Annotated in this window: 23 protein-coding genes and 3 pseudogenes; 13 read left to right on the plus strand and 13 right to left on the minus strand. The window is 36.4% G+C overall.

The window, feature by feature from the left end; all coding sequences use genetic code 11:
• Position 1 precedes the first annotated feature (1 nt).
• Complete coding sequence (locus ACRWSG_RS22360; RefSeq protein WP_462167580.1) at positions 2–1213, minus strand: ParA family protein; 1212 nt, start codon at positions 1211–1213, stop codon at positions 2–4.
• Between the two features lie 492 nt (positions 1214–1705).
• On the opposite strand from ACRWSG_RS22360, the gene ACRWSG_RS22365 reads away from it, so the two are divergent.
• A complete protein-coding gene (locus ACRWSG_RS22365) occupies positions 1706–2752 on the plus strand; it encodes a sensor domain-containing diguanylate cyclase (protein ID WP_462167581.1) in 1047 nt (348 codons plus the stop codon).
• A 67-nt stretch (positions 2753–2819) separates the two neighbouring features.
• Here the strand turns inward: ACRWSG_RS22365 and ACRWSG_RS22370 are convergent, their stop codons facing one another.
• Positions 2820–4538: a putative bifunctional diguanylate cyclase/phosphodiesterase gene (locus ACRWSG_RS22370; protein WP_462167582.1), complete on the minus strand. Its 1719-nt coding sequence runs from the start codon at positions 4536–4538 to the stop codon at positions 2820–2822.
• Between the two features lie 126 nt (positions 4539–4664).
• Here ACRWSG_RS22370 and ACRWSG_RS22375 point away from each other — a divergent pair.
• Positions 4665–5010 (plus strand): annotated as a pseudogene (locus ACRWSG_RS22375) (type I restriction-modification system subunit M N-terminal domain-containing protein); the annotation flags it as partial.
• A 109-nt stretch (positions 5011–5119) separates the two neighbouring features.
• On the opposite strand, the gene ACRWSG_RS22380 reads toward ACRWSG_RS22375, so the two are convergent.
• The 5 genes from ACRWSG_RS22380 to ACRWSG_RS22400 form a co-directional block, all read right to left on the minus strand.
• The gene (locus ACRWSG_RS22380) at positions 5120–5656 is read right to left on the minus strand and encodes a hypothetical protein (RefSeq protein ID WP_462167583.1); all 537 of its coding nucleotides are present in this window, start codon (positions 5654–5656) and stop codon (positions 5120–5122) included.
• The gene (locus ACRWSG_RS22385; RefSeq protein WP_055022262.1) at positions 5653–6549 is read right to left on the minus strand and encodes a tetratricopeptide repeat protein; all 897 of its coding nucleotides are present in this window, start codon (positions 6547–6549) and stop codon (positions 5653–5655) included. The genes ACRWSG_RS22380 and ACRWSG_RS22385 overlap by 4 nt, the downstream gene beginning before the upstream one ends.
• A 75-nt stretch (positions 6550–6624) precedes the next feature.
• On the minus strand, positions 6625–7665 hold the full coding sequence (locus tag ACRWSG_RS22390) for a transglycosylase SLT domain-containing protein (protein WP_462167584.1): 1041 nt from the start codon (positions 7663–7665) through the stop codon (positions 6625–6627).
• A 363-nt stretch (positions 7666–8028) separates the two neighbouring features.
• A complete protein-coding gene (locus tag ACRWSG_RS22395; protein ID WP_462167585.1) occupies positions 8029–8733 on the minus strand; it encodes an ETEC_3214 domain-containing protein in 705 nt (234 codons plus the stop codon).
• A gap of 153 nt (positions 8734–8886) precedes the next feature.
• Positions 8887–9468 (minus strand): hypothetical protein, encoded by a 582-nt coding sequence (locus ACRWSG_RS22400; RefSeq protein WP_462167586.1) that lies wholly within the window; start codon positions 9466–9468, stop codon positions 8887–8889.
• Positions 9469–10190: 722 nt separating this feature from the next.
• Here ACRWSG_RS22400 and ACRWSG_RS22405 point away from each other — a divergent pair.
• Positions 10191–10478 carry a hypothetical protein gene (locus ACRWSG_RS22405; RefSeq protein ID WP_462167587.1) on the plus strand — a complete coding sequence of 96 codons (288 nt, stop codon included), beginning with the start codon at positions 10191–10193 and terminating at the stop codon, positions 10476–10478.
• 199 nt (positions 10479–10677) lie between these two features.
• Here the strand turns inward: ACRWSG_RS22405 and ACRWSG_RS22410 are convergent, their stop codons facing one another.
• Complete coding sequence (locus tag ACRWSG_RS22410) at positions 10678–11742, minus strand: YeiH family protein (RefSeq protein WP_462167588.1); 1065 nt, start codon at positions 11740–11742, stop codon at positions 10678–10680.
• Positions 11743–11848: 106 nt separating this feature from the next.
• Between ACRWSG_RS22410 and ACRWSG_RS22415 the strand changes: the two genes are divergently transcribed.
• On the plus strand, positions 11849–12730 hold the full coding sequence (locus ACRWSG_RS22415; protein WP_462167589.1) for a LysR substrate-binding domain-containing protein: 882 nt from the start codon (positions 11849–11851) through the stop codon (positions 12728–12730).
• 191 nt (positions 12731–12921) lie between these two features.
• Here the strand turns inward: ACRWSG_RS22415 and ACRWSG_RS22420 are convergent, their stop codons facing one another.
• A complete protein-coding gene (locus ACRWSG_RS22420; RefSeq protein ID WP_462167590.1) occupies positions 12922–13128 on the minus strand; it encodes a hypothetical protein in 207 nt (68 codons plus the stop codon).
• Between the two features lie 747 nt (positions 13129–13875).
• Here ACRWSG_RS22420 and ACRWSG_RS22425 point away from each other — a divergent pair.
• Positions 13876–14313, plus strand: a complete 438-nt coding sequence (locus tag ACRWSG_RS22425) for a TIR domain-containing protein (protein ID WP_462167591.1) — start codon at positions 13876–13878, stop codon at positions 14311–14313.
• A 102-nt stretch (positions 14314–14415) separates the two neighbouring features.
• Complete coding sequence (locus ACRWSG_RS22430; protein ID WP_462167592.1) at positions 14416–14895, plus strand: hypothetical protein; 480 nt, start codon at positions 14416–14418, stop codon at positions 14893–14895.
• Between the two features lie 211 nt (positions 14896–15106).
• Here ACRWSG_RS22430 and ACRWSG_RS22435 read toward each other — a convergent pair whose 3' ends face one another.
• Both ACRWSG_RS22435 and ACRWSG_RS22440 read right to left on the minus strand, forming a co-directional pair.
• Complete coding sequence (locus ACRWSG_RS22435) at positions 15107–16780, minus strand: tyrosine-type recombinase/integrase (protein WP_462167593.1); 1674 nt, start codon at positions 16778–16780, stop codon at positions 15107–15109.
• A gap of 201 nt (positions 16781–16981) precedes the next feature.
• Positions 16982–17314 (minus strand): hypothetical protein, encoded by a 333-nt coding sequence (locus tag ACRWSG_RS22440; RefSeq protein WP_462167594.1) that lies wholly within the window; start codon positions 17312–17314, stop codon positions 16982–16984.
• A gap of 603 nt (positions 17315–17917) precedes the next feature.
• On the opposite strand from ACRWSG_RS22440, the gene ACRWSG_RS22445 reads away from it, so the two are divergent.
• From ACRWSG_RS22445 to ACRWSG_RS22470, 6 genes and pseudogenes are all read left to right on the plus strand, one after another.
• The gene (locus tag ACRWSG_RS22445; protein ID WP_462167595.1) at positions 17918–19099 is read left to right on the plus strand and encodes a hypothetical protein; all 1182 of its coding nucleotides are present in this window, start codon (positions 17918–17920) and stop codon (positions 19097–19099) included.
• A 300-nt stretch (positions 19100–19399) separates the two neighbouring features.
• Positions 19400–19852, plus strand: coding sequence for a hypothetical protein (locus tag ACRWSG_RS22450; protein ID WP_462167596.1), 453 nt, complete (start codon positions 19400–19402; stop codon positions 19850–19852).
• Between the two features lie 223 nt (positions 19853–20075).
• Positions 20076–20390: a hypothetical protein gene (locus ACRWSG_RS22455; protein ID WP_462167597.1), complete on the plus strand. Its 315-nt coding sequence runs from the start codon at positions 20076–20078 to the stop codon at positions 20388–20390.
• Positions 20391–20439: 49 nt separating this feature from the next.
• Positions 20440–20832, plus strand: a complete 393-nt coding sequence (locus ACRWSG_RS22460) for a hypothetical protein (RefSeq protein WP_462167598.1) — start codon at positions 20440–20442, stop codon at positions 20830–20832.
• A gap of 743 nt (positions 20833–21575) precedes the next feature.
• A complete protein-coding gene (locus tag ACRWSG_RS22465; protein WP_462167599.1) occupies positions 21576–21812 on the plus strand; it encodes a hypothetical protein in 237 nt (78 codons plus the stop codon).
• A gap of 171 nt (positions 21813–21983) precedes the next feature.
• Positions 21984–22933 (plus strand): annotated as a pseudogene (locus ACRWSG_RS22470) (IS30 family transposase).
• A 219-nt stretch (positions 22934–23152) separates the two neighbouring features.
• Here the strand turns inward: ACRWSG_RS22470 and ACRWSG_RS22475 are convergent.
• Positions 23153–23605: a hypothetical protein gene (locus ACRWSG_RS22475; protein ID WP_462167600.1), complete on the minus strand. Its 453-nt coding sequence runs from the start codon at positions 23603–23605 to the stop codon at positions 23153–23155.
• A gap of 1237 nt (positions 23606–24842) precedes the next feature.
• Here ACRWSG_RS22475 and ACRWSG_RS22480 point away from each other — a divergent pair.
• Positions 24843–25142, plus strand: a pseudogene (locus tag ACRWSG_RS22480) (IS66 family transposase); the annotation flags it as partial.
• A gap of 121 nt (positions 25143–25263) precedes the next feature.
• Here the strand turns inward: ACRWSG_RS22480 and ACRWSG_RS22485 are convergent.
• Entirely contained in the window at positions 25264–25620 is a 357-nt protein-coding gene (locus ACRWSG_RS22485) for a hypothetical protein (protein WP_462167601.1), read from the minus strand.

Raw genomic sequence — 25620 nt, forward strand, 5'->3', positions numbered from 1 at the left:
TTTATTGCTCCTTCTCTTGTTCACGCCATACTTTTTGAATATCACGGTGCAATTGACTTGTCACTTCATACCCATTTTGTTGTGCGTTTTGAAAAGTCATTTTGGTTTTTGGGTATTCACTCTTTGACATATCAAATACGGTAGAGAGTAATGATGAAGCTTGTCTAACTGCCTCACTGTTGTTGAATTCAGTTGAGTAGAGGTAAGTTGAAAAGCTATCATAAAGGTTATTTTGCAAATCAGTTGTTGTTGAGCTTTCTTTATGATTAGTGAGTAATATTTTCATAAAGTCATAACCTGGGTGTTTCGCGTTTTTTAGCAATGTCCATACTTGCGGGATATAACTAAAATATGAACATGTAGCATCAATATCATTTTCAGTAACAGACAAGGGGAAAATAACACTCGTGCCAGCGTAATATGCGTTGTATGTCGCGTAGCCTAGTGATGGAGGCGTATCGATTATTATGATATCAAACTCATCTTTAACTTGCTCTATAATGTCGTGCAGTATTGAGTAAGGTGAACTTAGTTGTTGATTGAATACCGCTTCGTGGAACCAGCCTTCTATTGCTCGGTCTGATTGTGAAGCAGGTAAAATGCGTAAGTTGGGGATTGTAGTTGGTAAAAATGCTTCGCTTATAGCTTCTTTTAAGGTCTCGTTGTCATCTAACTCATAGTTCCCCATGATTAAGTCACCAACAGATAAACATCCTTCCTCTGCTGATTCAGGGGCATAGTACATTGACAGAGTTCCTTGGTCATCCATATCAATCAATCCAACTCGATAGTTTTGGTGAAACTCTGTTGCTAAGCCAGATGCAGCAGTTGCTGCAGTTACTGTTTTGCCAACACCGCCTTTTTGATTCTGAACAACAATAACCTGCAGTTCTTGGCTTTCACCGCGAACAAATGGTAATTGTTTTTTAAGTTCTTCAGGAAGTGAATCTCTTACTTTGTAGACTTCCTCAATATCTAATAACCACTGACTTTCTTCGTGCCTTCTTGGGTTAATCTTTAGAGCTTTGCAGTACTTGTCCAAGGTTCTTGCATCAATATCTAGGTATGCCACTGCTTCAGCCTTAGTAAAGACTCTCAGCTCTTTTCGGTGGTTATTTAGAAGACGTCTATTACGGCGCTGAATATATAACTCTGAACCGTCTTTTAGCTCGTCAAACGCTATATCGGTGGCTTCTACTTTAGAGATAGTCATGTGAACCTTAATGAATGTGTTTTTTTATAGTGTATGCTTTAATTTTTGCGTGGTAAAGCAAAAATTAAAGCGCGAGTTATTTTTTAATGCTCTGTTTCGTGTTTCGTTTATCTTTAATAGGTTTTCCTATACACATGACTTTTTCACGTTATTTAGTCCGATTTAGTCTATAGAAAAGGGGAGTATCAGTTATTAATAGTTTTCATATGCAAGCGTATAGCATTTGTAGGTTTTATAATTGATGAAAAAAGGAGTGCTAAGTAACTAACTCATGTTAAGTTTGTGCTTTGGTTAGCGTCGGGTACTTTCTTGTTTTCTCTGCATTGAATTGAAATCAAGTTATTACTCTAAGTGTTTTGTTCTAATTCAAATTGGAGCTTTCATGGAATTGCGTATATTATTTACGTGTTAACTGATTTCATTATGTAAACTTTATGTGTGTAAGTTACATTTCTTCGACGATTTCTATAGTTAGTTGTAAGGGGGTGGGGGTTGGATAATTACGATAAAATTCTACTTAGCTCCAATTTAATCCGCCGCCACGCATCAATGAAGGTTGATTACAGTTGCCCGGTGCAAGTGTTTATGTGGCAAGTTTTGCAAGATTCACTTGAAACTTTGAATGTCAGTCGTATTTCTGTTTGGTTGTTAAATTCGGATCCAGAAATAAACATTTTAGAGTGTGTTGCAAATACAGATTGGGGAGTTAATGATACCCCTAAAGACCTACCATATTTAACTAAGAGTGATTACCCGCGCTATTTTGAAGCAATAGAGTTCGGTGCCCCAATGATAGCTGATAATGCGCATACTGATCATAGAACAATAGACTTCACTTATACTTACTTAAAAACAGAAAATACCAAGTCGATGCTTGATACAATTATTTTTAGTGAAGGTATTCCTATCGGGGTAGTCTGTTTTGAACAAAAAGTCAATTTCAGAGAGTGGAATAGGGATGAAGTTTATTTTGCTGAGTTGATTGCTGATTGTTGTACTTATCGATTTATGGCCAAAAAACAAGCTAAGCTAGAAGATAAGCTTGTTAATTTAGTATTTTATGATGATTTAACAGGTGTTTATAATCGTCGGTATTTTTTTGATGTTATTGAAAAAACTATAAGTCTCCACGTACAAAAAAGTTTGCCTTTGACTATTGGTTTTATTGATTTCGATAATTTTAAATCAATAAATGACACATACGGTCACCAAGCAGGTGATGAAGTATTAAAGGGGTTTTCAAAGATAGCTCAGACTTTCCTTAGGCGTGAAGATCTAATCTTTCGCTTTGGAGGCGAAGAGTTCGTTATTGTGTTTCAAGGTGTGAATGTTATAGATGCTAAGAATGCTTTAGTTAGGCTGCAAAGTGGAGTTAAAACTATGTTTATTAACCATGGTAATAAAGCGTTGAATTTTACATTTAGTGCCGGTGTGGTTGAGTTACATAAAAAATTGCCCATTAAAGATGTGATAAAGCAAGCTGATAAACTGCTATATAAAGCGAAAAAGAAGGGAAAAGCCGTATTGAGTACTAGGTAAAATACGCTACCTACTCATTAAAATCACGTTCCAAACTAATGTTCAAATGGGTAGTGTTACTGGCGACTTAAGATTTAGACGGTAATAAAAAACTTTCCAGCTTTTGTGAAGATAATGGCTTCGAATAGCTATAACCTTGAAGCATGTCGACATTTTTAGACTTGCAGTATTCAACATGCTGCGTTGTTTCTACTCCCTCAGCAATAACCAAAAGATCTAGTTTATGCGCAACATCCACAATAGCTTCAAATATGGCACTATCTTTATTTCTGTATGGTGCATTGTCTACGAACGACTTATCGATCTTTAACGTGTTAACTGGGAGTTTATTTAAGTAACTTAAAGATGAATAGCCAGTCCCAAAATCATCAATAGCAATGTCTACGCCTTGTACTTGAAGTAATGATAAGTTTTTTAGAAGTTCATCATCAGCTTCAATTAAGGCATGCTCTGTTAGCTCTAGTCCAATATCTGATGGGATAAGTTCATATATTTCAAGTAATTCAGAAAGCTGTGAAAAGAACTCCTTTTGGAGCAATTGCTTTCCTGAAATATTAATCAACATACGAACATCATTTATACCATTAGAACGCCATTTTTTTAGTTCTTTGAGGACCATATGAAATATTAAGTTACCAATTGGGATCATGAGGCCGACTTTTTCAGCAATGGGGATAAATGTATCAGGAGTAGTATTGTTTTTATTTGCATTAGAATCCCAACGCAATAGGGCCTCACAAGCAACTATTTTTTCGGATTTAGCACAGTAGATGGGTTGATATACAAGGTGAAACTCTTCATGTATTAGTGACTCTCTTAGGTGCTGTGATATCTCAATCTGAAAATGCGAGCTATCGCTCATCGCTTTGTTATAAATCCTAAACTGACTACGTCCATTTTCCTTGGCGTCGTACATTGCGGTTTCAGCGCACTGTAATAAAGTTCTTACTGACTTTCCATCATTTGGAAAACGACAGATCCCGACACTAATTGAAGTAAAAATCAGTTGGTCATGCAGTTTTAAAGGTGAATTAAATGAATCAATCAAAAGCTGAGTTAATTTTTCATGATTTGATGAGGGCTCCGAACTCAAAATAACTATGAATTTATCAGCGCTAAAGCGAGCTATGTAGTCAGTTTTTTCTAATGGGGTAGAGAGGCGTTCAGAAACTTTAAGGAGTAATTCATCACCCGATTCATAGCCGAAAACATCATTCACATCTTTGAATCGATCTATATCGATAAATAGTAGAGAAAAGTCCTTTATACTGCTTGTTATAAGCTCATTAATAACTAACTCGATGGAATGACGATTCAAACAGTTAGTTATTGGATCATAAGACACCATTTTTTCCAAAGCTTTACGAACAGATACTTGCTCAGAAATATCAATATCTAAACAAAACATTTCAAACTCATCTCCCCTAGTTTTTAATAAAACATGAGATGAAAAAACAGGCACCGGCTGACCCTTAATATTTTGTAAAGTTAATTCGGATGATGGAATGGGAATGTTGTGTTCAAGCCAATTTTTATGTGCTTCAATGACATCTTTTTTCATTGAAGGAGGGATGATCAAATCTTCTAGTTTTTTTCCTAAAGCTTCTGTTTGAGTGTACCCATATAGAAAGGTACTTGCTTTATTCCAATAAATTACTTCACGATGTCGATTGTAGCCTTGAACAGCTACTTTTGAGAGTGATTCAATGAGCTCTAAGAAGCGAACGTCAGGCAAGTTTGTTGAAGGACTGAAGGTTGAGTTAGTTTCAAAGTTGTTCTCTTTCATTACTGCTATTAGTGCACCTTAGTGTCATACTAAAATAAGCCTAGGAAAGAGTTCTTTTTCAGTCAAGTTTCCATTTGTAGTGTTGTGGTCAACTAATTCACTGTCCGGAATTAGTTGACCACAACAATGGGTGATTATGTCGACATGATGGACTTTTACACCAAAGACAATGTTTTTACTTACCTAAGGATGCTCGCTGGTCGTTTATTCAAAAACAAGCTAAACAAGGTGACATAGCAGTAAAAATTGATACTGCTTTACATACAGTTGAGAAAATAATGCCTCCCTTAAAGGTGCATTGCCTGATAACTACTTTTCCCGGTTAGGGCTCGATGTAAGTAAGCTTGCAGCATTAGTCGATACCATCAATAACATAGAGACCATCGCTAACGAATGTCATATGACAGAAGAAGATTTAGATGGTCGTGTGTATGAATACTTTTTAGGTAAGTTCGCAGCAAATAAAGGAAAGGTGGTGGTGAGTTAAATATAAGCCCTGTGGAAGCAGGGCTCTGTAATTTTAGATTATATGTGACATCTTTTAGGTATATGTATATAGGCTCAACCGCAATTAACTCAAATTACTCCTGCTTAATATCAATGCTTTCAATGAGCTGCACTGTGACGTCGGCGTTACACTTCACTAATAAACTACTTCCTTGTGTAGCTAGGGTTTGACATTGTAAATCTTTAATTCTTGCAATCCCAGCAGTTTGAGAAACTGCTTTTTCAGTGAAATCTTGTCTAGAGTAAAGTGTGTTGCTGTTTGAATCTACACTGATAGCAACAGTGTCGATTTCTGATGATGAGGAGATTACAACGCCGTTGACCTCTTCTGTTGCTAGTTGAACGATTTCTTTCTTAGCTCGTTCTCGCAAGCTTTTTAAGGATTCACTATCGTTACCTATAACTGTAGTTGATCTATTAATGGTTTTTGTAATAGGCTTGCCATTACGGTCTTTTTTGTAATGGATTGTAAAGTTTCCTCGCGACCGTTCATTTAGTTGATATTCAATAACTTCACTATCAGCTTTTGGAATAACTAAATCGTATGGACTTTTCTCGCTACTAGCGCAGCCTGTTAAAGAAGCGATCATCAATAACTGTATAGTTCTCATTTTAAGCCTCTTTGTTTTTTATGGGCATCGTTCAATACTTTGTAATCTTCCACTTCTTTTATTGAATCAAGAATATCAAAATTTCTAGGATCAATAAGGTTCGCTTTTGTCATCAGATTGTAGGCTTCTGTGTAATTACCTTGCATCAATTTTACCAATCCTTGATTGTGCAGAGCAATCGCCTGATCTTCAACTGAGTTACTATTTTGAGCAACTTGATCAAAGATACTAAACGCTTGTTTTAGCCTGTCTTTTTTGACATATTCAATACCTAAATCAATATTTTCGTCCTCACCACTTAGGTAGTTGAGTTTTACTATTGAACGGTACGGCGAAATTTGCTTAACCACATAATCAGCTGCCTTTTCTATCAAAATGTCAGCAATCTCTGAGTCAGTACGTAGCTTTTCCTTTGCTTTGCTTCTGTTTTCGTTTGAACTCTTTTCTTTACTATAAGTAAATGTTTTAGAATTGCTGTTTAGTGTTTGTTGGCCATAAGCAACATAGTAAGTTAACGTTAACGTTTGTTTTACAGATGCATGATAGCTGTACCAAGTTTCTTTCTTACCTTCATGCTTTTCACTCCACGAATTACGCTCTACACGTGATGGTGATATTTCGCCAATAAGTATATAGGGTGAGTTTGCATGAACATTTACATATCCATGACTCATCAATTTAGACTTTACTTTAGCAGAAAGAGCGTTTCCTTTAATATTATACTTGTCACCTTTAAAACCAACGATATCAATATGCTCAAGAGCGAGACCTGACTTACTTGGCATGTTCATAGTCGAGTCAACTTCTATTTTTGAAGCACATCCACTAAGTGCTGCTAATACGCCAAAAAAGAATATTGAACTTGAGAGTGTTTTTTTTATGTTTAGCATCATTTTTCCATTTTTATGTTGAGTTTTTAATTAACATTATATTTGCTAACAAGACTGTAAACTTCTTTGTATAAAATATTAAATTTGGTCCATAGATTTATAAATAGCTTGACGTTCTATAACTTTTTGTAAGTATTTCCTTGTCTCTTCATAAGGTAAGTCTGAAATTAGTTTGTTATATACCTGCTCAGGAGTCATAGAGTTTATTATGGTTGAAGCTTTGGTGATATTTCTTGAGTTATCATAATTAAAAGTTTTAGCTACGTTCCCGGCTCCAGTATTGTATGCCGCTATCATGCAATAAAGCCTACTTTGTTTGTTAATAATTTTAGCTAAGTATCGTGAGTTTAAGAGGTGCATATACGCTACCCCAGTCTCAATATTATTTTCTGCATTGAATAAATACTGCTTGCTCATAATATTATTTTTCTTATGTAAAAAACGATTAACATCAAGCCCTGCACTTAAAGGAACTATTTGCATTAAGCCATAAGCAGGGATAGGGGATTGCGCTTTAGTATTAAAGTGGCTTTCGGTATGAATTACAGAAAAAAGAATACTATTTGGTAATTGCCAACGTTGGCTATGCTGGTTGACTACCCCCTTAAATGGCGCTGCTTTTTTCATAAAGCTTTTATGGGTAAGTGGCACGGTATAAGTTGTTACTCTTTTACTCTTTAGTAACTCTCTTTGTTTTACTGTACTGGCCTTTTTCTGAGTCTCTTGTAGTGCTTTAATGCGTTGCTCTTTTTCTTTTTCAATTCGCATAAATTCAGCTTTAAAACTTTTATCTAAGCGAGGATTATCGCTAGCCACAAGTTCTGAAGATGCGTTGTATAATGACATATCATGAATTTTTTCAACTTGGTGACGTGAAGCAATAGCTTGAGCTTTTATTTTATCGATTTCCTTATTGAAAAGGTTATCTGGTTTTGCAACAACCTCAATAGGCTTTTGGGTAGGGGTTGTGTTTGCAATTTTTTTTGTTAACTCTTCAAATGTTCTATTTTCAATATCATTACTTAATGCCTGATTAGCTGACAATGTACTTTTTAATGCATCATTAACTTTACTCGTTGTAACGTTCTCTTTTACATCATGTAAAATACTGATACTCATTACATCATTCTCAAAATCTATACTAGTTTTTACCTGATTGTCAGGGCTGTAGTATGTTGACAGGCTTGCCCGTTGTGAATCTGTTTCTCCCCAAGTATTGATAAGCTTATCACGTATGTCATCAAGCTTTTTAAAGTGCTTCTGCCTAAAATCTTGATATTCTGATAAGTAGCGCTCTTTCCATTCATTAAACTCTTTAAGCTCTTCAGCACTGCCTTCCTTTTCTAAAAGGTCATTTCTCTCCCTAACTCGTCAAATGGATCACTTGAGTTTTGCGCAAAAGCACAAGTTACATTTAGCATTAAGACGCTGAAGATTGATAAATATGTTTTAAGCTTGAATGAATACATAAAAACCCCTTGTTCAGCTTTTTGTAAATGTTTGGTATTCGAAACGAGTAAGTAGTGACTCAGCTACAATTTTATGATTCAGTTCACTAACTGCATAATAATTAGGCTTTATTTTTCCTCTTAATGAATTAATCTCTTTTTCTAGGTCCTTGTTGGTATCTGAATAGATAAGTAGAGAATCAATCTCATTAAGAGCTATTTTTACTGAAGCTAAGTAATTATCTGGACTGTTGATTGAACTAGGTATTGCTGCATATTCAATGAAACCTTTGGATAAAGAAAGAAACATTTTATCCTTGCCAAGGTTTTGAGACTCTAGGTAGTAAATTAAGTTACCAGTATCGAAGCTGTATTCAAATTCACCTGATGCCTCATCCAATATAGTTGATTTACCAAGCGGGGCAGAGAAAGGAACCTCAGGAGAAAAATCTGTAATGCGTGATAGTACCGAATAACCATTTACGCGCTTGTCAGAAGTAATTATCGTAAAAATAAACTTGTCTTTTATGTAATAGTAGAACTCAACATCAGGGTTTGTTTGTGATCTTTTTATTGCATTAGGTTCTCCAAAAAAAGACTTTGTATAGGCTAATCCATTCCCAATATTGACTTTGTCTATTTGCTTATATTGAATCTTGTGTGTGAAGTTTTTAATAGAGGCTGTGTATGCACTTAGAAGAACATCTTTTGTGTCCCCCCATTGCCCTATAGAAATCAAGAATCGCAGCTATCATTAAAATTGAGTTTTGTATTTTTTTCCACATTGATCTTTGGTTTTCTTGATTATTATTTTCTGTCATGTCAAAACTAATCTTATCTATACAAACGAAGCTTCACTTTTTAAAGTGAAGCTCTCCAACCAATCATGTAATTAATTAGTAAGTTTTTTTATTTCTTCATCTAAGTTTTTTTCAGCTTTATCTGCTTTAAACTCTTGATACAAAAACTTTTCATCTGCAGGATTTACCAATCTTTTGCTTTGTTTGAGTATGTCATCAAATAAAGATTTTGTTTGATTAGGCTCTAAGGCAGTCATAACACAAAAATAATCTTTACCAGATATGTTTATGATATCTGATTTAATTAACCTTGATCCTTGTAGCTTTTGTTTTGTTAACTGTTTTGAAACTGAGCTAAAAGTAGTGCCCACAGTTGTGTCATCATTTGAATCAATACGTTCGCTATATGTTTTTTCAAGGCCTTCAACTCGTGTTTCAATCTGTTGTGCTAGCGCCAATCTACTATTAGCTGTTGCTAATTTTTTATCAACAGATAAGTTGCCAGAAAACTTAACGCAGTCAGTAGCAGCGATACCGTCAGTAACATTAGGGTTTAAGACCCAGTTAGGAAGGTTTGAAACACTTGTATTAGAACTTTTATCAGCAACTGTGTTACAGCCACTAATTACAGCAATAATGGCAAAAGATGTTAATAATTGGAGTGAAATTTTCATTTATCTACTAACCTTGTAATTTTTAAGATTAAGGGGTAAACAACACTCAATTCTACTTTTTATAGAGTTTTAGAGTGTAAAAAAGGAGGGACATTAAGAACTTCATTATCTTTTCGCCTCCGTGCTCAAATAGATTTCTATACAGATTAAAACAAAATGTTAAGAATTAATACATAGTTAGTATGTAAATTACTTCAAAAAAATAGTGTTTTGTTTAAAGTTCCCTAACAAAATTTTCGACCTTAGCCAAAAGTTCTTTGTTGTGGTCAGATGCTTTATGTGAATAAATAGATGATAAGGGTGCTCCAAATAAAGCTGTAATTGAGATTGCTGAATTATTATAAACTCTAAATCATTGTAACTTCTTGTAAATTAAGTTTTTTAAGTTCCCAAACTTTAATTTTGGCTAATATTTAAAAGTTCATTTTTAGCAAAAAGATTCCCAATCTATAAATTAAAATTTGACGACGGAAAATAGGTCTTTTGAGGCTGCATTTTCCCAAAATTAAATGAATTTGATCAACTAAGTATAATTACAAAGCGCTGTGTAAATAAACAGTAGTTTTAGATGTGAATATTCCACACTACAACTAAGAAGTTTCTTTTAGCCTCGCGGTCTATGTGATTTCATCAATTATTAGTAAAATTTAAACCTTTTCCCAGAATCGGGCGTGATTTAACGCATATGATAGCTTTGGCAAAATATATGAGCTGGAGCAACTATGGATTTATGTTCAATTTCTTCGGAAGACGGTGATAAAGCTGTTTTCTTCAATGGGGTTTTGATTGCATACTATAATGTAGCAACTGATGAGCCAAACGTGTTATCTTTTGTTGAAAGTGTTGCTGATAATTTGAGTAGCGCTTCTGGTGCAAATATTAAAAAGGCGAAAATAGACAAAGCTCCTGACTTTGTTCATTGGGAGCAGAGTATACTTTGGCCTAATAAAACAGCTAAACCTCCTATTTCTGATTTTTTCTCTCCAATCGAGCTGAATTCTCAACCATAAACATTCATAACAGTTTATCGCTTGACCTCTAAATTTTTTGCCTTCGCAGATGCGGTCAAGCGCTCCTTTTAAAAATCATGAAGTAAATTATTATTACTGTATTTGAGAGAGATTTCACGTCTACTCGCTAACGATTAGGAAGCAAGATCAGACTGATCATATTTTGCACTTTTAACGATTCGCCTGTAGTTGAACCCAACTATAAAAGTGCTTTTACTCCAGTGTTAATTCCGAAACCGCCTAACGTTAAAAATAAAAACAAACAACTTCCCAAAAGTAGGGGTCTTATTCCAGCTTGACGAATTGCCCCAATGTGAGTTCGTAGTCCCAATGCCACCATGGCGATAGTGAGTAATATATTATCAAACCACACAATATTGTTTTTTGTACTCAGGGATAGGTTAATTAGTGAATTACATCCACTTACTAAAATGAAGTAAACCGCAAACCAAGGAATTGTTAGGCCTGAAGATTTTTCTAAGTTATAGTTTTTCTTTGTATCCTTTCGTTTTTGCCAATATGATAAACCAAACAAAAATGGGGCAAGCATCATTACCCTTAACATTTTTTCAATTACTGCCGTGTCGGCTGCATTTGCACTAATAGCGGTACCCGCAGCAACTACCTGAGCTACTTCATGAATGGTTGAACCAACAAAAATACCGTACTCGTATTCACTCAACCCTATATATTCAAACATTAAGGGGTAAGTAAACATACTTAGGGTTCCAAATACAACGACTGTTGCAACCGCAATAGATACTTTATGTGCTTGTGCTTTAATAACTGGTTCTGTTGCCATTATTGCTGCAGCACCACAAATAGAGCTCCCTGCACCAATAAGAATAGTTGTTTGCTCATCAAGTTTAAATAAACGTTTACCTAACTGAATTGCTAGGATAAATGTACTTAGTAATATGGCTAAATCAATAACTAGCCCTAACCAACCAATTTCTGTTATTTGTGAGAATGTAATTCTAAAGCCAAATAAAATGATGCCAGCTTTAAGTAAGAAGCTTTTTGCGTAGTCTACTCCAATATCAGTATGAGTTGCGATACGGGAAAACAAACTGTTTCCTACTATGATGCCGAGGATAATTCCAATAGTGAGTGAACTAACTTGTGCATTTTGCAAAACGGAAAGTTTACTTAGGGCTATTGATATACTTGCTAATGTAATTACCAACATTAGGCCCAACCACCATCGACTATCTGTGAGTTTTTTTGTTTGGGATTTAAATAGACACCGCGTATAGAACAACATAAACGTCCTTCAATAAATTGCTATATTTACTTGACTGCATTTTAGAAAGACCCAAAATATAACTCCAATACATTAATTTTATGATTTAATAACTTTAGGTTATCTTATGAACTTGCACGCATTGAGAGTCTTTTATACTGTAGCGAAATTGCAAAGTTTCTCGGGTGCGGCAGAAACTCTTTTCATTAGTCAGCCAGCGGTATCTAAAGCGTTAAAAGAGCTAGAGCATCAATTAAGTCTTAAACTTATCGAACGTGCCACCAAAGGGAGAAAACTCGCATTAACTGAGGGCGGAGTTGCTTTATATGAACATGCTCGTAATATTTTTGCTATTGAAAAGACGGCAATAGACGATATAAAGTCACGTACCGGACTAAAGCGTGGCACAATTGTCATTGGTACTAGCACTACAATTGCAAGTTATTGGTTACCACCCTACTTAGCCAGGTTCTGTAGTGCTTACCCAAATATAAAAGTTGAAGTGAAGGTCGAAAATACGGAAAAAATTGAACATGCTTTGCTTGAGTGCTCTATTGACTTGGCTCTTGTTGAAGGGACACCAACAGAAAAAAAGATAGTACCTACACACTGGCAAGATGATTTGATGAGTGTCGTTATCCCACCTCATTTTAAGCCTAGCCCTAATTTAAATGAATGGCTTAGCCAACAGTTTTGGTTACTCCGTGAGCCAGGTTCTGGAACACGTGAAATGTCAGTTAAAATGTTAGAAAAGCAAGGTATAAAAGTTACCAATAGTATGCAACTAGGGAGTAATGAAGCTATAGCTCGCTCAGTCGCACAAGGAATGGGAATAGCTATATTGCCAAATGTGGTCACAGAAGATTTAATACAACTAAAAAAGTTAAAGCGCTTGAGTCAAGTTAAAGGTGAAATGCTATCTAGGCCTCTATATCAGTTACATTGCCTAGGTAAATCTTCTTCACATTCTGCCGAGGCATTAAAAAGAATTTTATTTTCAATAAGTTAGATTTAAATGCACCCGCAAGTTTATTTTCTTCACTACTTTTAGTTCACTCAAACCATTTTCGTAAGTTAGGTATCTTTCAAAAGAATGGTTGAATAGTTAGTCTATCCTCAAGTTCTTCCCAAAGAAATCTAAAGCACGGAGCTGACGCATTAATTTTCTATGAGAAATTCAATCGTCAAATTTTAAAAAGCTTATTGATTAATGTATGAAATTTCAGGGAAAAGATTAGCCCAGAACGAGAATGGTCGCTGGGTATGGGGGTTATAATTGGAATTATCTTCACTCATTGCTGAGTTATACATTGCGAGCCAGTCTAGGGCTTTCTTAGCATTTTTACATTTATACTTACTTACGTAAGCCTTAATTTCAAAAAAGTTAAAGTGGCGTTCAACAGTCATTATAATACTCCTGTCGATTTAAACCTCAAAATATCAATTAACGACTCATAATCGTTAGGTCCCCAGTTCAAGTCTGGGAGGGGCCACCATCCTTCTTGTGTAAACCATTGCAAATCAACAAGTTACGCTAGTTTTTAACAGTTTTATTCCACTTTTGTTCCACCTTTGAGTTTAATTGTTCCACCTTTTAAATCAAGCTCAATTTGATACTCGGTATAATTCCTAAGTTAAATATGTGCGGTTTATGAGGTCGTGCTTGTAGCTTTACCGTGCAAGTTAAGCTTTATCAGACTGGCAGCTATGGTGAGCTGTTATTCATCTTTTAATACGAGCGCAAGGAAGGGGAAGTCGTTTCTGCCCCAAAATAATTCAGAGCAGATACTCTAGAGTCGAATTTGAACGAACTACGGAAGTTACCCCAAATAGAATTAGATAGTAGTCTCTGCATGTGTAAAAAATAAAAATTGCTTCTTAAGGGAAATTTAGGTGTAATGAGTACATAATAAGCACTGAGCAATGCAGGGAAAGCATACATAATACTAGCTAAGCTGATTAAATTAGCTAAGAAAGTGAGAACCACCAAAAAGCAAATTCCCATAGCATAAACAACACCAACTCTGACACACCGAGCAGGTAGCGGCTCAGTCCAACAAGCGATTATGCAACACAAACTGCGTGTCGCATAAATACTAAAATGTTAGCAGTACAATCAAAGTTCAGAGTGTTTTTTAAATTCAGGGAGTATAAGTGAAAGTATTTTTAAGTTGGTCTGGAGACCTTAGTCATAAAGTTGCATTAACTTTACGTGATTGGTTGCCATCTGTGATTCAATCAATCGAACCTTATGTATCTTCCGAAGATATAGACAAAGGTGCTCGGTGGAGTACCGATATTGCTTCTGAATTGGCTGACTCAAGTTACGGAATATTGTGCGTGACTAAGGAAAACTTACACGCTCCTTGGCTTACATTTGAAGCTGGTGCCTTGTCAAAAACAATGGATAAATCGTATGTTAGCCCCTTTCTGTTTGATATTAAACGTTCAGAGGTTAATGGTCCTATTTTACAATTCCAATCCACGGTGTTTGAAAAAGATGATGTAAAAAAACTACTATTATCTTTAAATAAAGCCGATAGTGGTGAGCAGCTAACCGCAGAACGTTTAGAGAAAGCTCTTGATGTATGATACCCAGATCTTGAAAAACAATTAAATACTCTCCTTCAGGAGCAGCCTAAAAAAGTTGAGCAAGCTGAACCTGAGCAACAAGAGTCATTTTCAAATGAGATTTTGGAAGAAATTCTTGACCTTTCGCGCGTAAATCAAAAATTATTAAGAAGTCCAGAACTTGATGTTCATAAAGAGTTAGATTCGCTTAAGAATATGCTTCAAGAGATTATTTCTAGATCTGAGATGGAGCGCGATCTCAGAATGCGAAGAAAGAAAAAGGTTCATCCTCGAATGATTGATGAACTTTTGCATATGTCTCCTAGGTTTAGAAGAAACTTCACAGGATTTCAAATTGCAATAAGTCTATTTCGGGAAGATTTTCCATGGATCTACGACGCTGGTATCGATCTCGTAAAAACTCTACGAAGCGAAAGTGAATCAGGAAATAAAAGAGATGCCGTAGATGCGTTTCAAGAGTTAATCGAGTTTTCGTTTGAACACCCTATGATGAGAGATATGTATAGAGATGATAAGCATACATATATGATGATGCGAGAATTACCTCATATCTTGAGGCACGCGTTGGAACAGGAGTTATAGTACTGCTAACAAGCGCCTCAACAAAGGACGTAAAAAGCTTGGCTTGCGTCACTTCGTTCCTAATTTTAGCCAAGCCTTTTACGCCTGTTAGGCGGGCGTTACTGATTAAATACTCTAACACGTTTATGTCCAAAAATGAGTTCTATAAACGTATTCTTGTACAGTTATGCTCAATGCTTCACCGTACATAAGTTCAGATTTATTTTGGTAATCACTTAGAACCTTCTAGAGGTTCTCGGCTGATCATGTTCTCTTTTCTAAGATGCCCTTTCTCTGCGGCTAGTTTATTACTCGCCGTATTTGCCTTTTTATAGCGTTTGACTGCGTGTAGAGATAAGTGACCAAGAGCAGCTCCTAGTGTATATTCATCAAATTCAAGAAGGCGGCCTAGTAAAGTTTCTCTAAAATCGTGAAGCTGATATTGATACTGCTTTTCGCCATCACTATCCAGAGTATAAAAACCAAGTTCTTCGAGCATATCATGCCAATGAGCGTAAAAATCGGCCTTGTGACCCGTTTTAGACTGCTTTGATGGGAATATATAGTCTGCTTGTAGACCCCTAGCTTTAAATTGCTCCTTCCTTTTTGCGACTAAACTTACAACATCCTTAGGCAAGTGAATAGTAACCTCTTTACCCCCTTTCGGTTTTACTCTCACAAAGTTATGAGCAAAATCAAAATCAGTAAACCTTAACGACATAACTTGGCCGTATCTGAAGTGCCCGGAAGATTGGAGGTTCATAAAAAATACAAAGTCTGGGTTTTCATGATCATCCAAATACTCAAACATCAGCTTCATATGCTCCCCTGGTATTTCGATATGCCGCTCTCTATTAATTTTACGAGCAATAACAAAAGGGCGGGTGTTTACAGCTGCAATTAGCTTCTCATCAAATGCAAAATTGAATGCAGCCTTTACTCTTGTAACAATCTTATCGTGGGTTCCATTTGTTGCTCTAAACGTTTCTAAGTAGGCATTGTATCGAGCAATAGTGAATGAGCAGAATTGCTCATCCATCAGGTTGATAACCTCTTTACGTTTACTTGGAAGTGTTACTTCTACATCTTTAGATAAGTGAAGACGAATTAAACTATTGATAACATTAATCTCCCCAGATTTTTCACTGTGCTTATTAGGAATATTGAATTTTAGATGGTTCCGTATAACATCACCCACCGTTTTAAGCTGTTGGCTGTAAAGCTTGTATTCTTCTGTTTCTGGCCTTCTTTTTAATTGATTGAATACATATTCATAACGCTCAATATACTTCTCTAATACAGATGTTTGAATATCATCTAAATTTGTCCATTCAAAAAGTACACAACGAACCGCCTTCGTCTTAACGATCAACTTGCGTCTAAATTCAGAGCCTTCCAGTTTCAGTCCTTTAAATCTAGTATTTTCAATTATCAAAGGGGTTCTCTTATTTCGTGCGGAAAATAGCTTATGCGTGTGTTCAAAATTGCAAACTTCAGCGATAGTCAAAGGCTTTTTTAGATCAGACTGGTCACCTTTGGTAGATTGAACTTGTGGCTGTGTGTTATCAAGAGTGGCTGATTGATTAGCACCTGGTTTATTCGATTCACTAACAAAGTCATGGTCTACATTATTATTAAATATATTATCGTCATAAAGTGTTCTTACTTGGGCTTGCATTTCACTTGCTGTTGAAGTGTTGCTAGTAGATTCTCCCCACAATACTACTAGCTTATCAATAGGTGGGAATAACCACTCTCCTGAGCGAAGGCGAATAGCGTTGATAAGACCATCGTCAGCCAGGCCTTTTACATCGCTTTCTGAAATACCAAGTACACACGCTATATCTTGTAAATTGCTAGCAAATTGATTTGAGCGCACAGCAAAACTTACCATGCCATCAGGCATAGTGTTTTGCTTTGGGTCTGCGTTCAATTGTTGCATGCAAAGTTTTTTTAATTTGAGAATGTGAAAATTCTAAAATGAAAAAAATTTTCAAACTAAAAAAGATTATGCAAACTTTGTATTTACTAAATAATTTTCACTCAAACATGGTGTTTTTAAGTTTTTGATATTATAAGTGAAAAAGCCAGCATAGCTGGCTTTAGGTTATAACGAGTCAAAAAACGCGTTAACTGATTTATCAAACAAGTGATAAAAATATAAAAATTGTCCAGTATGTTGAATATGCGATTGCACATCTTGCTTGAACTGTTTCAATAAGCAGAAATTACAACTGAAAAACACGTTCGTAGCGGGGCGCATCTCTTCAGGTAACGCCCGCATAAAAGAATCGCTTACTACTATAAACTCCTGCTGGGCTACATAGTTTCTTACGTAATAAATGTAGCCATCATTTTGTTCATATAAAGCAATATATTCTTCATCATTAGCAACTGCAGGTCGCTTCTGAAATAGTTCCACAACGTTTGAGTTAGTCATATTCATCTCCAAAAAGTTTGTCTTCGAAAATAAATACGAGCTACTTATGCAAAATTTACATTGTCTGCTGATTTATTATTTATTGATCGATCGGCTAAGAAGGAAACAAACTTGATGAAAAATAAAAACTTAACGCTGCAGAGGATTTGGCCGTAAAGGGAGGAGCTGAGAGGATTATCAATTAAACGAACGGTTTCTTTTAGACTCAACCATAAGTAAGAGATTGTATGAATAATATGGCTTGTGCATATGTGTAGTAGTGCATATGTGTAGTAGCTCATATCTGATCTTACAGTTTCGATGAATAGGTTTAGACTTAATCTGACAGGCTGCTATGAGCGAGAAGCAGACGGTCGATAAACTCATTTTTGGACAGAAATCGTTTAGACTTTTACTCCAATTAGTGAGTTTCGGATAATTTAAAGTATGGGTACGCACTGTTAAAAGTTATCAGTGTGGTTAAATCACATATAGCACAAATGATTTTTATATATCGAAAATAAATATAGAAAGTGTGATGAATTTCTTTCTTAGGGGATTGGGGGTAATATATAAGATCACTGGCTTCAATAAATATTAACCACTTAACTATATGAAAGATAAATGAAAAGACCAAAGGTAATAAACAGGGAAAATGCAAGAACTCAAGGTCTAAGTCGATTTTTTACTGGTCAACCATGTAAGCATGGTCATATATCTGAACGATATGTGAGTGATGCAAGATGCATTGTTTGTGATAAAAAGGCTAGAAAGGTTAGGCGCGGAACATGGACTGATTCAGATTTGGCTGCTGAGCAAAAGACACGATGTTTCATTCCCGCCCCAAAAACCATAGTAAAACAAAAATCTATATCGGACACACTGTCAGAATATGAAAAACTAGTTGCTAAACGTGCTCGACTCCATATTAGCCGCTATAGATATGATGAACGCGATCATGACAAAAATGACATTTCATATACGGAGTCCTTGCTTGGTTATACTCGACAAGATTTTATTACTAAAATCGGTTATAAATGGGGTGACAACACTCATCATTTAGATCATAAAGTTCCAATAAAAGTTTTAGTTAAAAATGGAATAACTTCTCCACGTGTAATTAATCATTTATCCAACTTAGCTTTCATTACTAAAAAGAGAAATCTTTCAAAAGGAGCAAAGTTAAAATCTAATAATAAAGATTTATTAACTAGACTTAAGTGGTTGCAACATAAGGAGGATGTGATGATCAATCAACGTTGTCCTCTTTTTAAATCTCTTCCTTATTGGGAGCAAGTATGCATAACTCTAGAAAAAAATAGTAATTGTCTCATGTTGTATAATGGAGAACCAAGACGTTTAGTTAACAAACCGAATTTTGGGAATTTAAGTGAACCACAAAATTATGAAGAGTGGCAATCCATATGCGTTAAAGTCGCATCCAGCCTTGATTTTGAACATGACAGAAATTTATTGTCTTTTGTTCGTTATTTTGTAAGATTTGATCCATTAACTGAAGAAATGCTAGAAAAACTGTATATAAACAGCAATATATTGGATTTACTAAGTATTGTTGAAAAGCAAGACACTGACTACAGTAGCGCTGCTGTGGTAATAAAATATTTGGACTTGAAAATACATGAACTCAGGAACTTAGAGCCAACAAAAGCTAATATAAAAGAATACACATTAACTTTAAAAAAAGTACGTTCTTCTATATTTGTACATTCTTTAAATAAATTTATACTCCTAGAGCTAAAGGCTAAAAGACAGTCAAAAGGTTTTCTTTGGCGACTTTTCCATTAGTAGTGTAGGGCAACGCATTCCTAAACTCCCAAATGAACAAACGAGTGCTAGCAAGCTTTGGGGCAGAAACGAGTTGATCATGAATGACTGCTCATGGCACCAATCGGCTGTTCACTGTCAGATTTAATTCAACTCTATAAATCAAATCTGGCAGATCAAGTTAAGACTTATTCAGCATATGCTTATTCAGCATATGCTTATCGAAATGATGCTTGCGGAATAGGCGAGAACCTTAAAATTACTCGCTCTAATTGGTTCAATGCAGTTGAGTCAACTTAAGCTTTAAAATGGTAATCAATATTGAACTTCAAATTTGAAAAAAACTGGCTTACACCAATGTTTGTCATAACACTTCTTTTCTCATTGGTATCTTTGGTATCTACATATTACTTTCATGATTCGGAATCCATAAAGATAAAAGCCGCGCTGTTTGTATCTCCAATTTTTTACTTATGTGCAGTCTACTATTTCTCTTACCTAGTTATTACACCCAATGAAATTGTAATTGAGGGTAATAAAATAAATATTGATGGGAAAACTCATTCTTTAGGTGGTAATTCGAAATGTTACGTGTACTTTGATAAGCCTATACGCGCTTCTGAAGTACTACAAATAGAATTTGAAATTTTACTCGAGAATGAAAAACCAATAACTACATCTTGCTTTTATGATTTTGATTTTGATGAAAGTGACTTTATAACTCGCTACGCAGATAGTGAGGTCGTTTTTGCACATTCAAAGGTATTTGATTAAAGTATTAGAACTCTCGATGTGCTACATGATTTCTTACGTAATATATGTAGCCATCATTAGCTATTGCAGGTCGCTTCTGAAATAGTTCCACAACGTTTGAGTTAGTCATATTCATCTCCACCTCCAAAAAGTTTGTCTTCGAAAATAAATACGAGCTACTTATGCAAAATTTGCATTGTCTGCCGCTTCTTATTTTTGATTTTAATAACATGGAGTAAATGAAATGGATAATGACAAATTTAATGCAGCTGTAGCAGCCGATTTTTTAGAGAAAGTTAGTCAGTGCCTTTATCAAGAGTATGACGCTATTTATGACTTAAACTTTACAGAAGATAATTTTGATATAGAGAAGCTGTTATTTCACTGCTTTTCTAGTAGCTACAAAATTAGTTTTAGCTATGAACAGTTATCTCTTCTAAGGTCACTATTATTACTGCTTTGTAGCAACACTAACTTATTAATGAGTAATGACGCTGGTGATAGTGAAAGCTTTGTTGAAGAGCGTCAGTTGGAATTTGACTTCGATAACTCGTATTAATTCGCTTTCAGTGAACATGTTTATCTTTAAGTACATATAGGAGATAAACATGAGCCAAACAAAACTTCAAATTGTCAGAAAGTACACAAGAGAGTCTAAATCACCTTTTCAAGACGCATCGACGAGCCTTTGGCTTGCAAATGTCACTAACGAAGACAGGCTTGAGTTAGACTTTTCACAATACATATACGTCCATCGTGATGATGTTGGAAAAGTCGTCGGGGTCAGTGTTAGTAAATCAATTGCTCGAGAGTACAGTCTTGAAAGTCAGTATCTTGAAGGGAGCGGTATGTATCGCATACTTATCTTTTACATCGACCAAATCAAAGATTTCTGCGAGCTCTGGGCTGATGAATTTGAACAATTCTTTCTACTGCCGCATGATTTGTTTTTCGAATTAGCGCAGTGGCATTGGAACACAATCATTGAAAATGATGGTTAATTGAAGCGACTCGAAAGAGTCGCTTTTTCTTGTACATATTACTACCAGATAGCGTCATGCCCTTACTTGCAATGACACTATTTGTTGGCACTCGCTTTTTTATTATCTAGATATACCCAAATAGCGCCGCCAATCATCATTGATAGGGGGACCAGAAAAGTTAAGTATTCAACCTGAAAGTTCATAGCACTTCTCCAATTCAATGTGAGCAAAAAATATAGCTCGTTACCTTTGTTAGTAATTAACTATAACACATCGCAAGCTGAGCATGATTTCACTATACGACGTTTAGAACAAAACCAATGTCATTTCTACTATTCATGACATGCTTTCTCAAGTACAAAATAGCGGCGCTAGTAAGATAGTAAACCAAAATTCACTTTACTAAACTGGTAATAAACACACTTATTTTGCTTGTTTATTTCTTACTTAATAGTGCGAGACATACAGAAAAAAGCAGGACGCTCAATCATCACTTAGCAAATGTCGTTACCACCGCACCCTGGCGGAGGACCTAGACTTGGCTTCTTTAGGAAGTCAGCTCGCATATATAAGCGGTTTGCGATAAGAGTTAACTGTAGGGAGAGTTAGCTGTGTGAGTTGCACGAATGCGTTGCAGCAAACTCAGATGAATGACAGAGCAATAAAATAGAGAAGCAGGCACCATGTGTCTGCTTTTCTCTTTAGATTTCTCATCGACCAAACTTATATATTTGCACAGTACATAAAACAGGAGAAACTGTGTGAAGACATTACGCTTAAAGTTCGTTCTAGATTTAGTTCGAGTTATTGTGAATGTAATTTATATATTTGTGGCTATTGCGGTTGGATTTTGGGTCGTGGACTATTTTTCAATCTACAAAGCTGCATCAAGTTACTCATTTTCGGGTATCGATGGATATGCACGACTTATCATCGCATTCATATTTGCAGAAATATTAGGTTATGTAGAATCGAGCTTAAGAGAAAAGTACTTGTAACACTCAGCGCCCAACGGGCGCTTTTCTATGGAAGTTTTTGGTCAAGTTGTTGATGCTATGACTAACCCCGAATTCAGATAATAAGTGCACCACTCATGGTTAAACGGTGAGAAGAGATCAACTGCCTGTTGGTGGTACTCTATCGTCGCCAAACAAACAGAAGCATTTACCATGAGTTACAAGCAGTTGATCGCAGGACAAAGATACCAGATAGAAGCCTACTTACGCGAGGGCTTTAGTTATCGTGAGATAGGCAAACGCCTGAAAGTCAGTCATAGCACCATTAGCCGAGAAATCAGACGAAATAGGATCCGGGAAAATCACTATCTACCCGAAGTCGCCCAGGCAAAGACACTCAAAAGGCGCGTTCAAGCCGCAAAGTCGTGTCTATCTAAGCTGACCATCACCTTTGTTGAGTTCGGATTAAAACAAAAGTGGAGTCCCGAGCAAATTGCAGGCGTGGGCCGGATTATTGGGCTTTCAGTGAGTCATGCATGGATTTACGGTTATGTGCAACGGGATAAATTGAGTGGCGGCAAGTTGTTTAGGCACTTACGACAAGGCCATCGACGATATCGCAAAGGTCGTCGTGCGAAGCGTGTCATTATCCCGAACCGAGTGGGCATTGAGCACCGCCCAGCGATTGTTGACAAGAAAAGACGGTTCGGTGACTGGGAAGCTGATACCGTACTGGGTAAGCATGGAACGGGTGCCATAGTCAGCCTAGTTGAACGCCAAAGCAAGCTTTATTTAATACGTAAAGTGCCAGCAAAGAGCGCGGCAGACGTAAGCAGAGCCATGATAGGCATGCTGTGGCGATATCGCCGTCATGTGCATACGATAACCGCTGATAATGGCAGCGAGTTCTGTGACCACGAGCTAGTTGCAGATAAGCTCAACACTGATATTTATTTTGCGAATCCGTATTCCTCATGGGAGCGCGGATTGAATGAAAACTTCAACGGTTTACTGCGCCAGTACATACGCAAAGGCACGGATTTAAGAACGGTAACGGATAAGCAGGTGACCATATAGAACGTGCGCTAAACGCCAGACCTAGAAAGTGCCTAGGTTACAAACAGCCTGTCGTTGTGTTTAACGAATTACGCAATGCGGCCTAATTTAGCGAGTGGTGCACTTCGGGGTTGAATTCGCGACTTATATTTGGACAAAAATGTGTTGCACTTGAATCCCCACTTCTGGTGAAACTGCCCTTAATTGGTAGCGAATTTGTATCTAATTGAGTTAGAACAACTGTCACTTTCTTTGCTCTAAAGCAACCTTAAGATTAAATAAAAATTAAAGGTTGCGCAGCATCTTGCTCTGAATATTTAAAAGTCTTAAAGGTTCGTACATTTATCAGAGTAGTCATTAACATTTAACTTTATATACCTGCCTAGCATACTCTCATTATTTTCGATTCGCTTAAGGTTATGAGATTTAAATTTCTCTAAACTCTTTTCTTTAACAGGATAAGCATTCCCATTATAGATGATTTCATCATCATTAATTGCAATTTCAAATAATAGATTTTTTTGCCCATCAATAAAAAGAAGTCGATCAAAGTGACAAATATCTTCTAAAGCATAAACTCCAAAAGGTTCGCTCTTAAGGGTTTGACTAATTAAACCTTTGAGCATATGAAAAGCTTCAAATTGACTGTAAATTATAGCGTTATTAGTATCTTTATTAATCCAGTAAATGGTTTCACTATGCTCAAAGTCTGAGTCTCTAACTATCTGGTTTGCAAATAAGTTAAATGATACGAAAACTAAAAATACTATTAATTTCATTAGCAATGTTCCTTTTTCCATAAACACGAGAAAAATATTGTTTGCTAAAATGTTGAGGAACGAAAACAGAAAATGTTTTTGTCCTATTTATTAGCTTGTTATAACTCGACTTCTAATTTCGGCTTCTTTATTGTCCAATACCAGCAATATAACCAACTAGCAGGAGCGAAAAGAAAACTTAGCAGGACAGTATAAAGCCCTACAAGGGGTAAGTTATCAGATTTTCTTTTGGCAAACTTCAAAGTTAAATACAGCATAATTAAGAAATTAATAAATATGATTTGACCTGCAACTGTTGCATTTATGTTCATTTGTGCATCCTTACACTATGCAGTGTGGTGAGTTATGTTATAGCGAGCGAATTGCGCGTTTTTCTTATTAGTATATTTTTAACAAACTTGTTAACTAATTGCCAGTGTTATTAAAATCTAGACAAGTTTGCTTTTTCACTGAATAGAACTAGTGATTGAAAATGAAAATTCGTTTTCCAATTTAAATTACATTGTAGACTCTATGCTCACTCGACACTATTCATTAATAACTATTCTTGAACGCTCATAGCCGCCCTTAGAGCATTTACGTTAACTCGTCTTGGGGCGTGCGACGTGAGGTCGTATGAAGCGCTGTTCACCGCTTAATGAGTGAACCATCTGTATCACCAGATGATCCTAGGAGCCTGAATAAAGTAGCGGCTCTGACAATGTAACGAAGGTTGGTATGCGCTAATCGGGATCTAAATCGTGAGAGGACGATCCCCCTGATAACCACAAATCGGGTGAGTGCTAGGCAGTCAGTATGATGAACATAAGTGAATCCGCGTAAGGTGCGTTATACGATGAAACAGCGGAAGTGGTTAATACGCTGTAGCCAAAAGGCACGAGAGTCGGAAAGAGATTGCCCCATGCTCTTTCGTGATCACTGAACTCTCCGCACTATAGCGGGCATCTAACCTGACATTGCGCAACATACGGAACACGGTAAGCCTGTATCACTCCCTTTGGGAAAGCTTATATATAGCTGGATCAAAATAAACGGCATGAACGATATATTTACCTTACAACAACGCATTGCTGAGCTTGAGAAACAGTTATCTCAAGCAAATGAGCGAAATCAATATTTGCTAGAGCAATTCCGTTTAGCCCAACAAAAACAATTCGGCAAACGTGCTAAGGCTTTGTGGGGCAAGGTGAATTATTCAATGAAGCGGAAGAGATTGCTGAAACAATCGAGCCTGAGCAGCAAGCAATTAGCTATACCCGCAACAAACCTAAACGGAACACTCATAGATGCTGCTAATTACATGGCAAACCAATGGCCGAAACTTATCAAATACATCAACGATGGGCGACTGAGCATTGATAATAACCGTGCAGAGAGAGCCATTAAGCCGTTCGTCATTGGCCGTAAAAACAGGCTGTTTAGCCAAACCGCGGCAGGAGCTAACGCCAACGCCGCACTTTACAGCATCATTGAAATAGCCAAAGCCAACGACTTAGTACCCTACGATTACATCACAGCATGTTTAAATGAATTGTGACAACCAACGCCCGATATCGACAGTCTATTACCGTGGAATTTTAAAGGCTAGGTGGTGATCACCGGACGGATACATTGAATTAAGAATGACCGTCATTTTATAAAAACGGTCAAAAAGAACACTAATGCCTATTGACAGAGTTAAGGCTCATATGTGTTAGACTGGCGAACCCGCCAACATTCTCTTGCCTGGGATTTGTGAGCTTGTAGGTGCCATTCTTCTCCTTCAAGACTCCATGATTCACTAGAGATTTACATAATTCATCTTCTTCAGGGGTTACAGGTAGATACTCCGAGTTTGCGAAAAACTCAGCTTTATTGAAGATAAACTCAAACTCTTGATCTGGTAGGGAGAGCGGATTTACAGATTTTGTTGTAAAGAGCCTGAACCAATTGAAAATAATGACACGCTTATCGTACAGAAACCACAAGGCAGTGATGCCACCTAAGAGCGTGGCTATATTTAAAATAGTGTCCAA

This window comes from Pseudoalteromonas sp. GB43 (genome assembly GCF_054923805.1).

Excerpts from the sequence above, each read along its gene's own strand:
- ACRWSG_RS22360 (WP_462167580.1), bottom strand. The coding sequence starts at position 1,213 with ATGACTATCTCTAAAGTAGAAGCCACCGATATAGCGTTTGACGAGCTA.
- ACRWSG_RS22370 (WP_462167582.1), bottom strand. The coding sequence starts at position 4,538 with ATGAAAGAGAACAACTTTGAAACTAACTCAACCTTCAGTCCTTCAACA.
- ACRWSG_RS22380 (WP_462167583.1), bottom strand. The coding sequence starts at position 5,656 with ATGAGAACTATACAGTTATTGATGATCGCTTCTTTAACAGGCTGCGCT.
- ACRWSG_RS22385 (WP_055022262.1), bottom strand. The coding sequence starts at position 6,549 with ATGATGCTAAACATAAAAAAAACACTCTCAAGTTCAATATTCTTTTTT.
- ACRWSG_RS22390 (WP_462167584.1), bottom strand. The coding sequence starts at position 7,665 with ATGAGTATCAGTATTTTACATGATGTAAAAGAGAACGTTACAACGAGT.
- ACRWSG_RS22400 (WP_462167586.1), bottom strand. The coding sequence starts at position 9,468 with ATGAAAATTTCACTCCAATTATTAACATCTTTTGCCATTATTGCTGTA.
- ACRWSG_RS22405 (WP_462167587.1), top strand. The coding sequence starts at position 10,191 with ATGGATTTATGTTCAATTTCTTCGGAAGACGGTGATAAAGCTGTTTTC.
- ACRWSG_RS22410 (WP_462167588.1), bottom strand. The coding sequence starts at position 11,742 with ATGTTGTTCTATACGCGGTGTCTATTTAAATCCCAAACAAAAAAACTC.
- ACRWSG_RS22415 (WP_462167589.1), top strand. The coding sequence starts at position 11,849 with ATGAACTTGCACGCATTGAGAGTCTTTTATACTGTAGCGAAATTGCAA.
- ACRWSG_RS22420 (WP_462167590.1), bottom strand. The coding sequence starts at position 13,128 with ATGACTGTTGAACGCCACTTTAACTTTTTTGAAATTAAGGCTTACGTA.
- ACRWSG_RS22435 (WP_462167593.1), bottom strand. The coding sequence starts at position 16,780 with ATGCCTGATGGCATGGTAAGTTTTGCTGTGCGCTCAAATCAATTTGCT.
- ACRWSG_RS22440 (WP_462167594.1), bottom strand. The coding sequence starts at position 17,314 with ATGACTAACTCAAACGTTGTGGAACTATTTCAGAAGCGACCTGCAGTT.
- ACRWSG_RS22445 (WP_462167595.1), top strand. The coding sequence starts at position 17,918 with ATGAAAAGACCAAAGGTAATAAACAGGGAAAATGCAAGAACTCAAGGT.
- ACRWSG_RS22455 (WP_462167597.1), top strand. The coding sequence starts at position 20,076 with ATGGATAATGACAAATTTAATGCAGCTGTAGCAGCCGATTTTTTAGAG.
- ACRWSG_RS22460 (WP_462167598.1), top strand. The coding sequence starts at position 20,440 with ATGAGCCAAACAAAACTTCAAATTGTCAGAAAGTACACAAGAGAGTCT.
- ACRWSG_RS22475 (WP_462167600.1), bottom strand. The coding sequence starts at position 23,605 with ATGAAATTAATAGTATTTTTAGTTTTCGTATCATTTAACTTATTTGCA.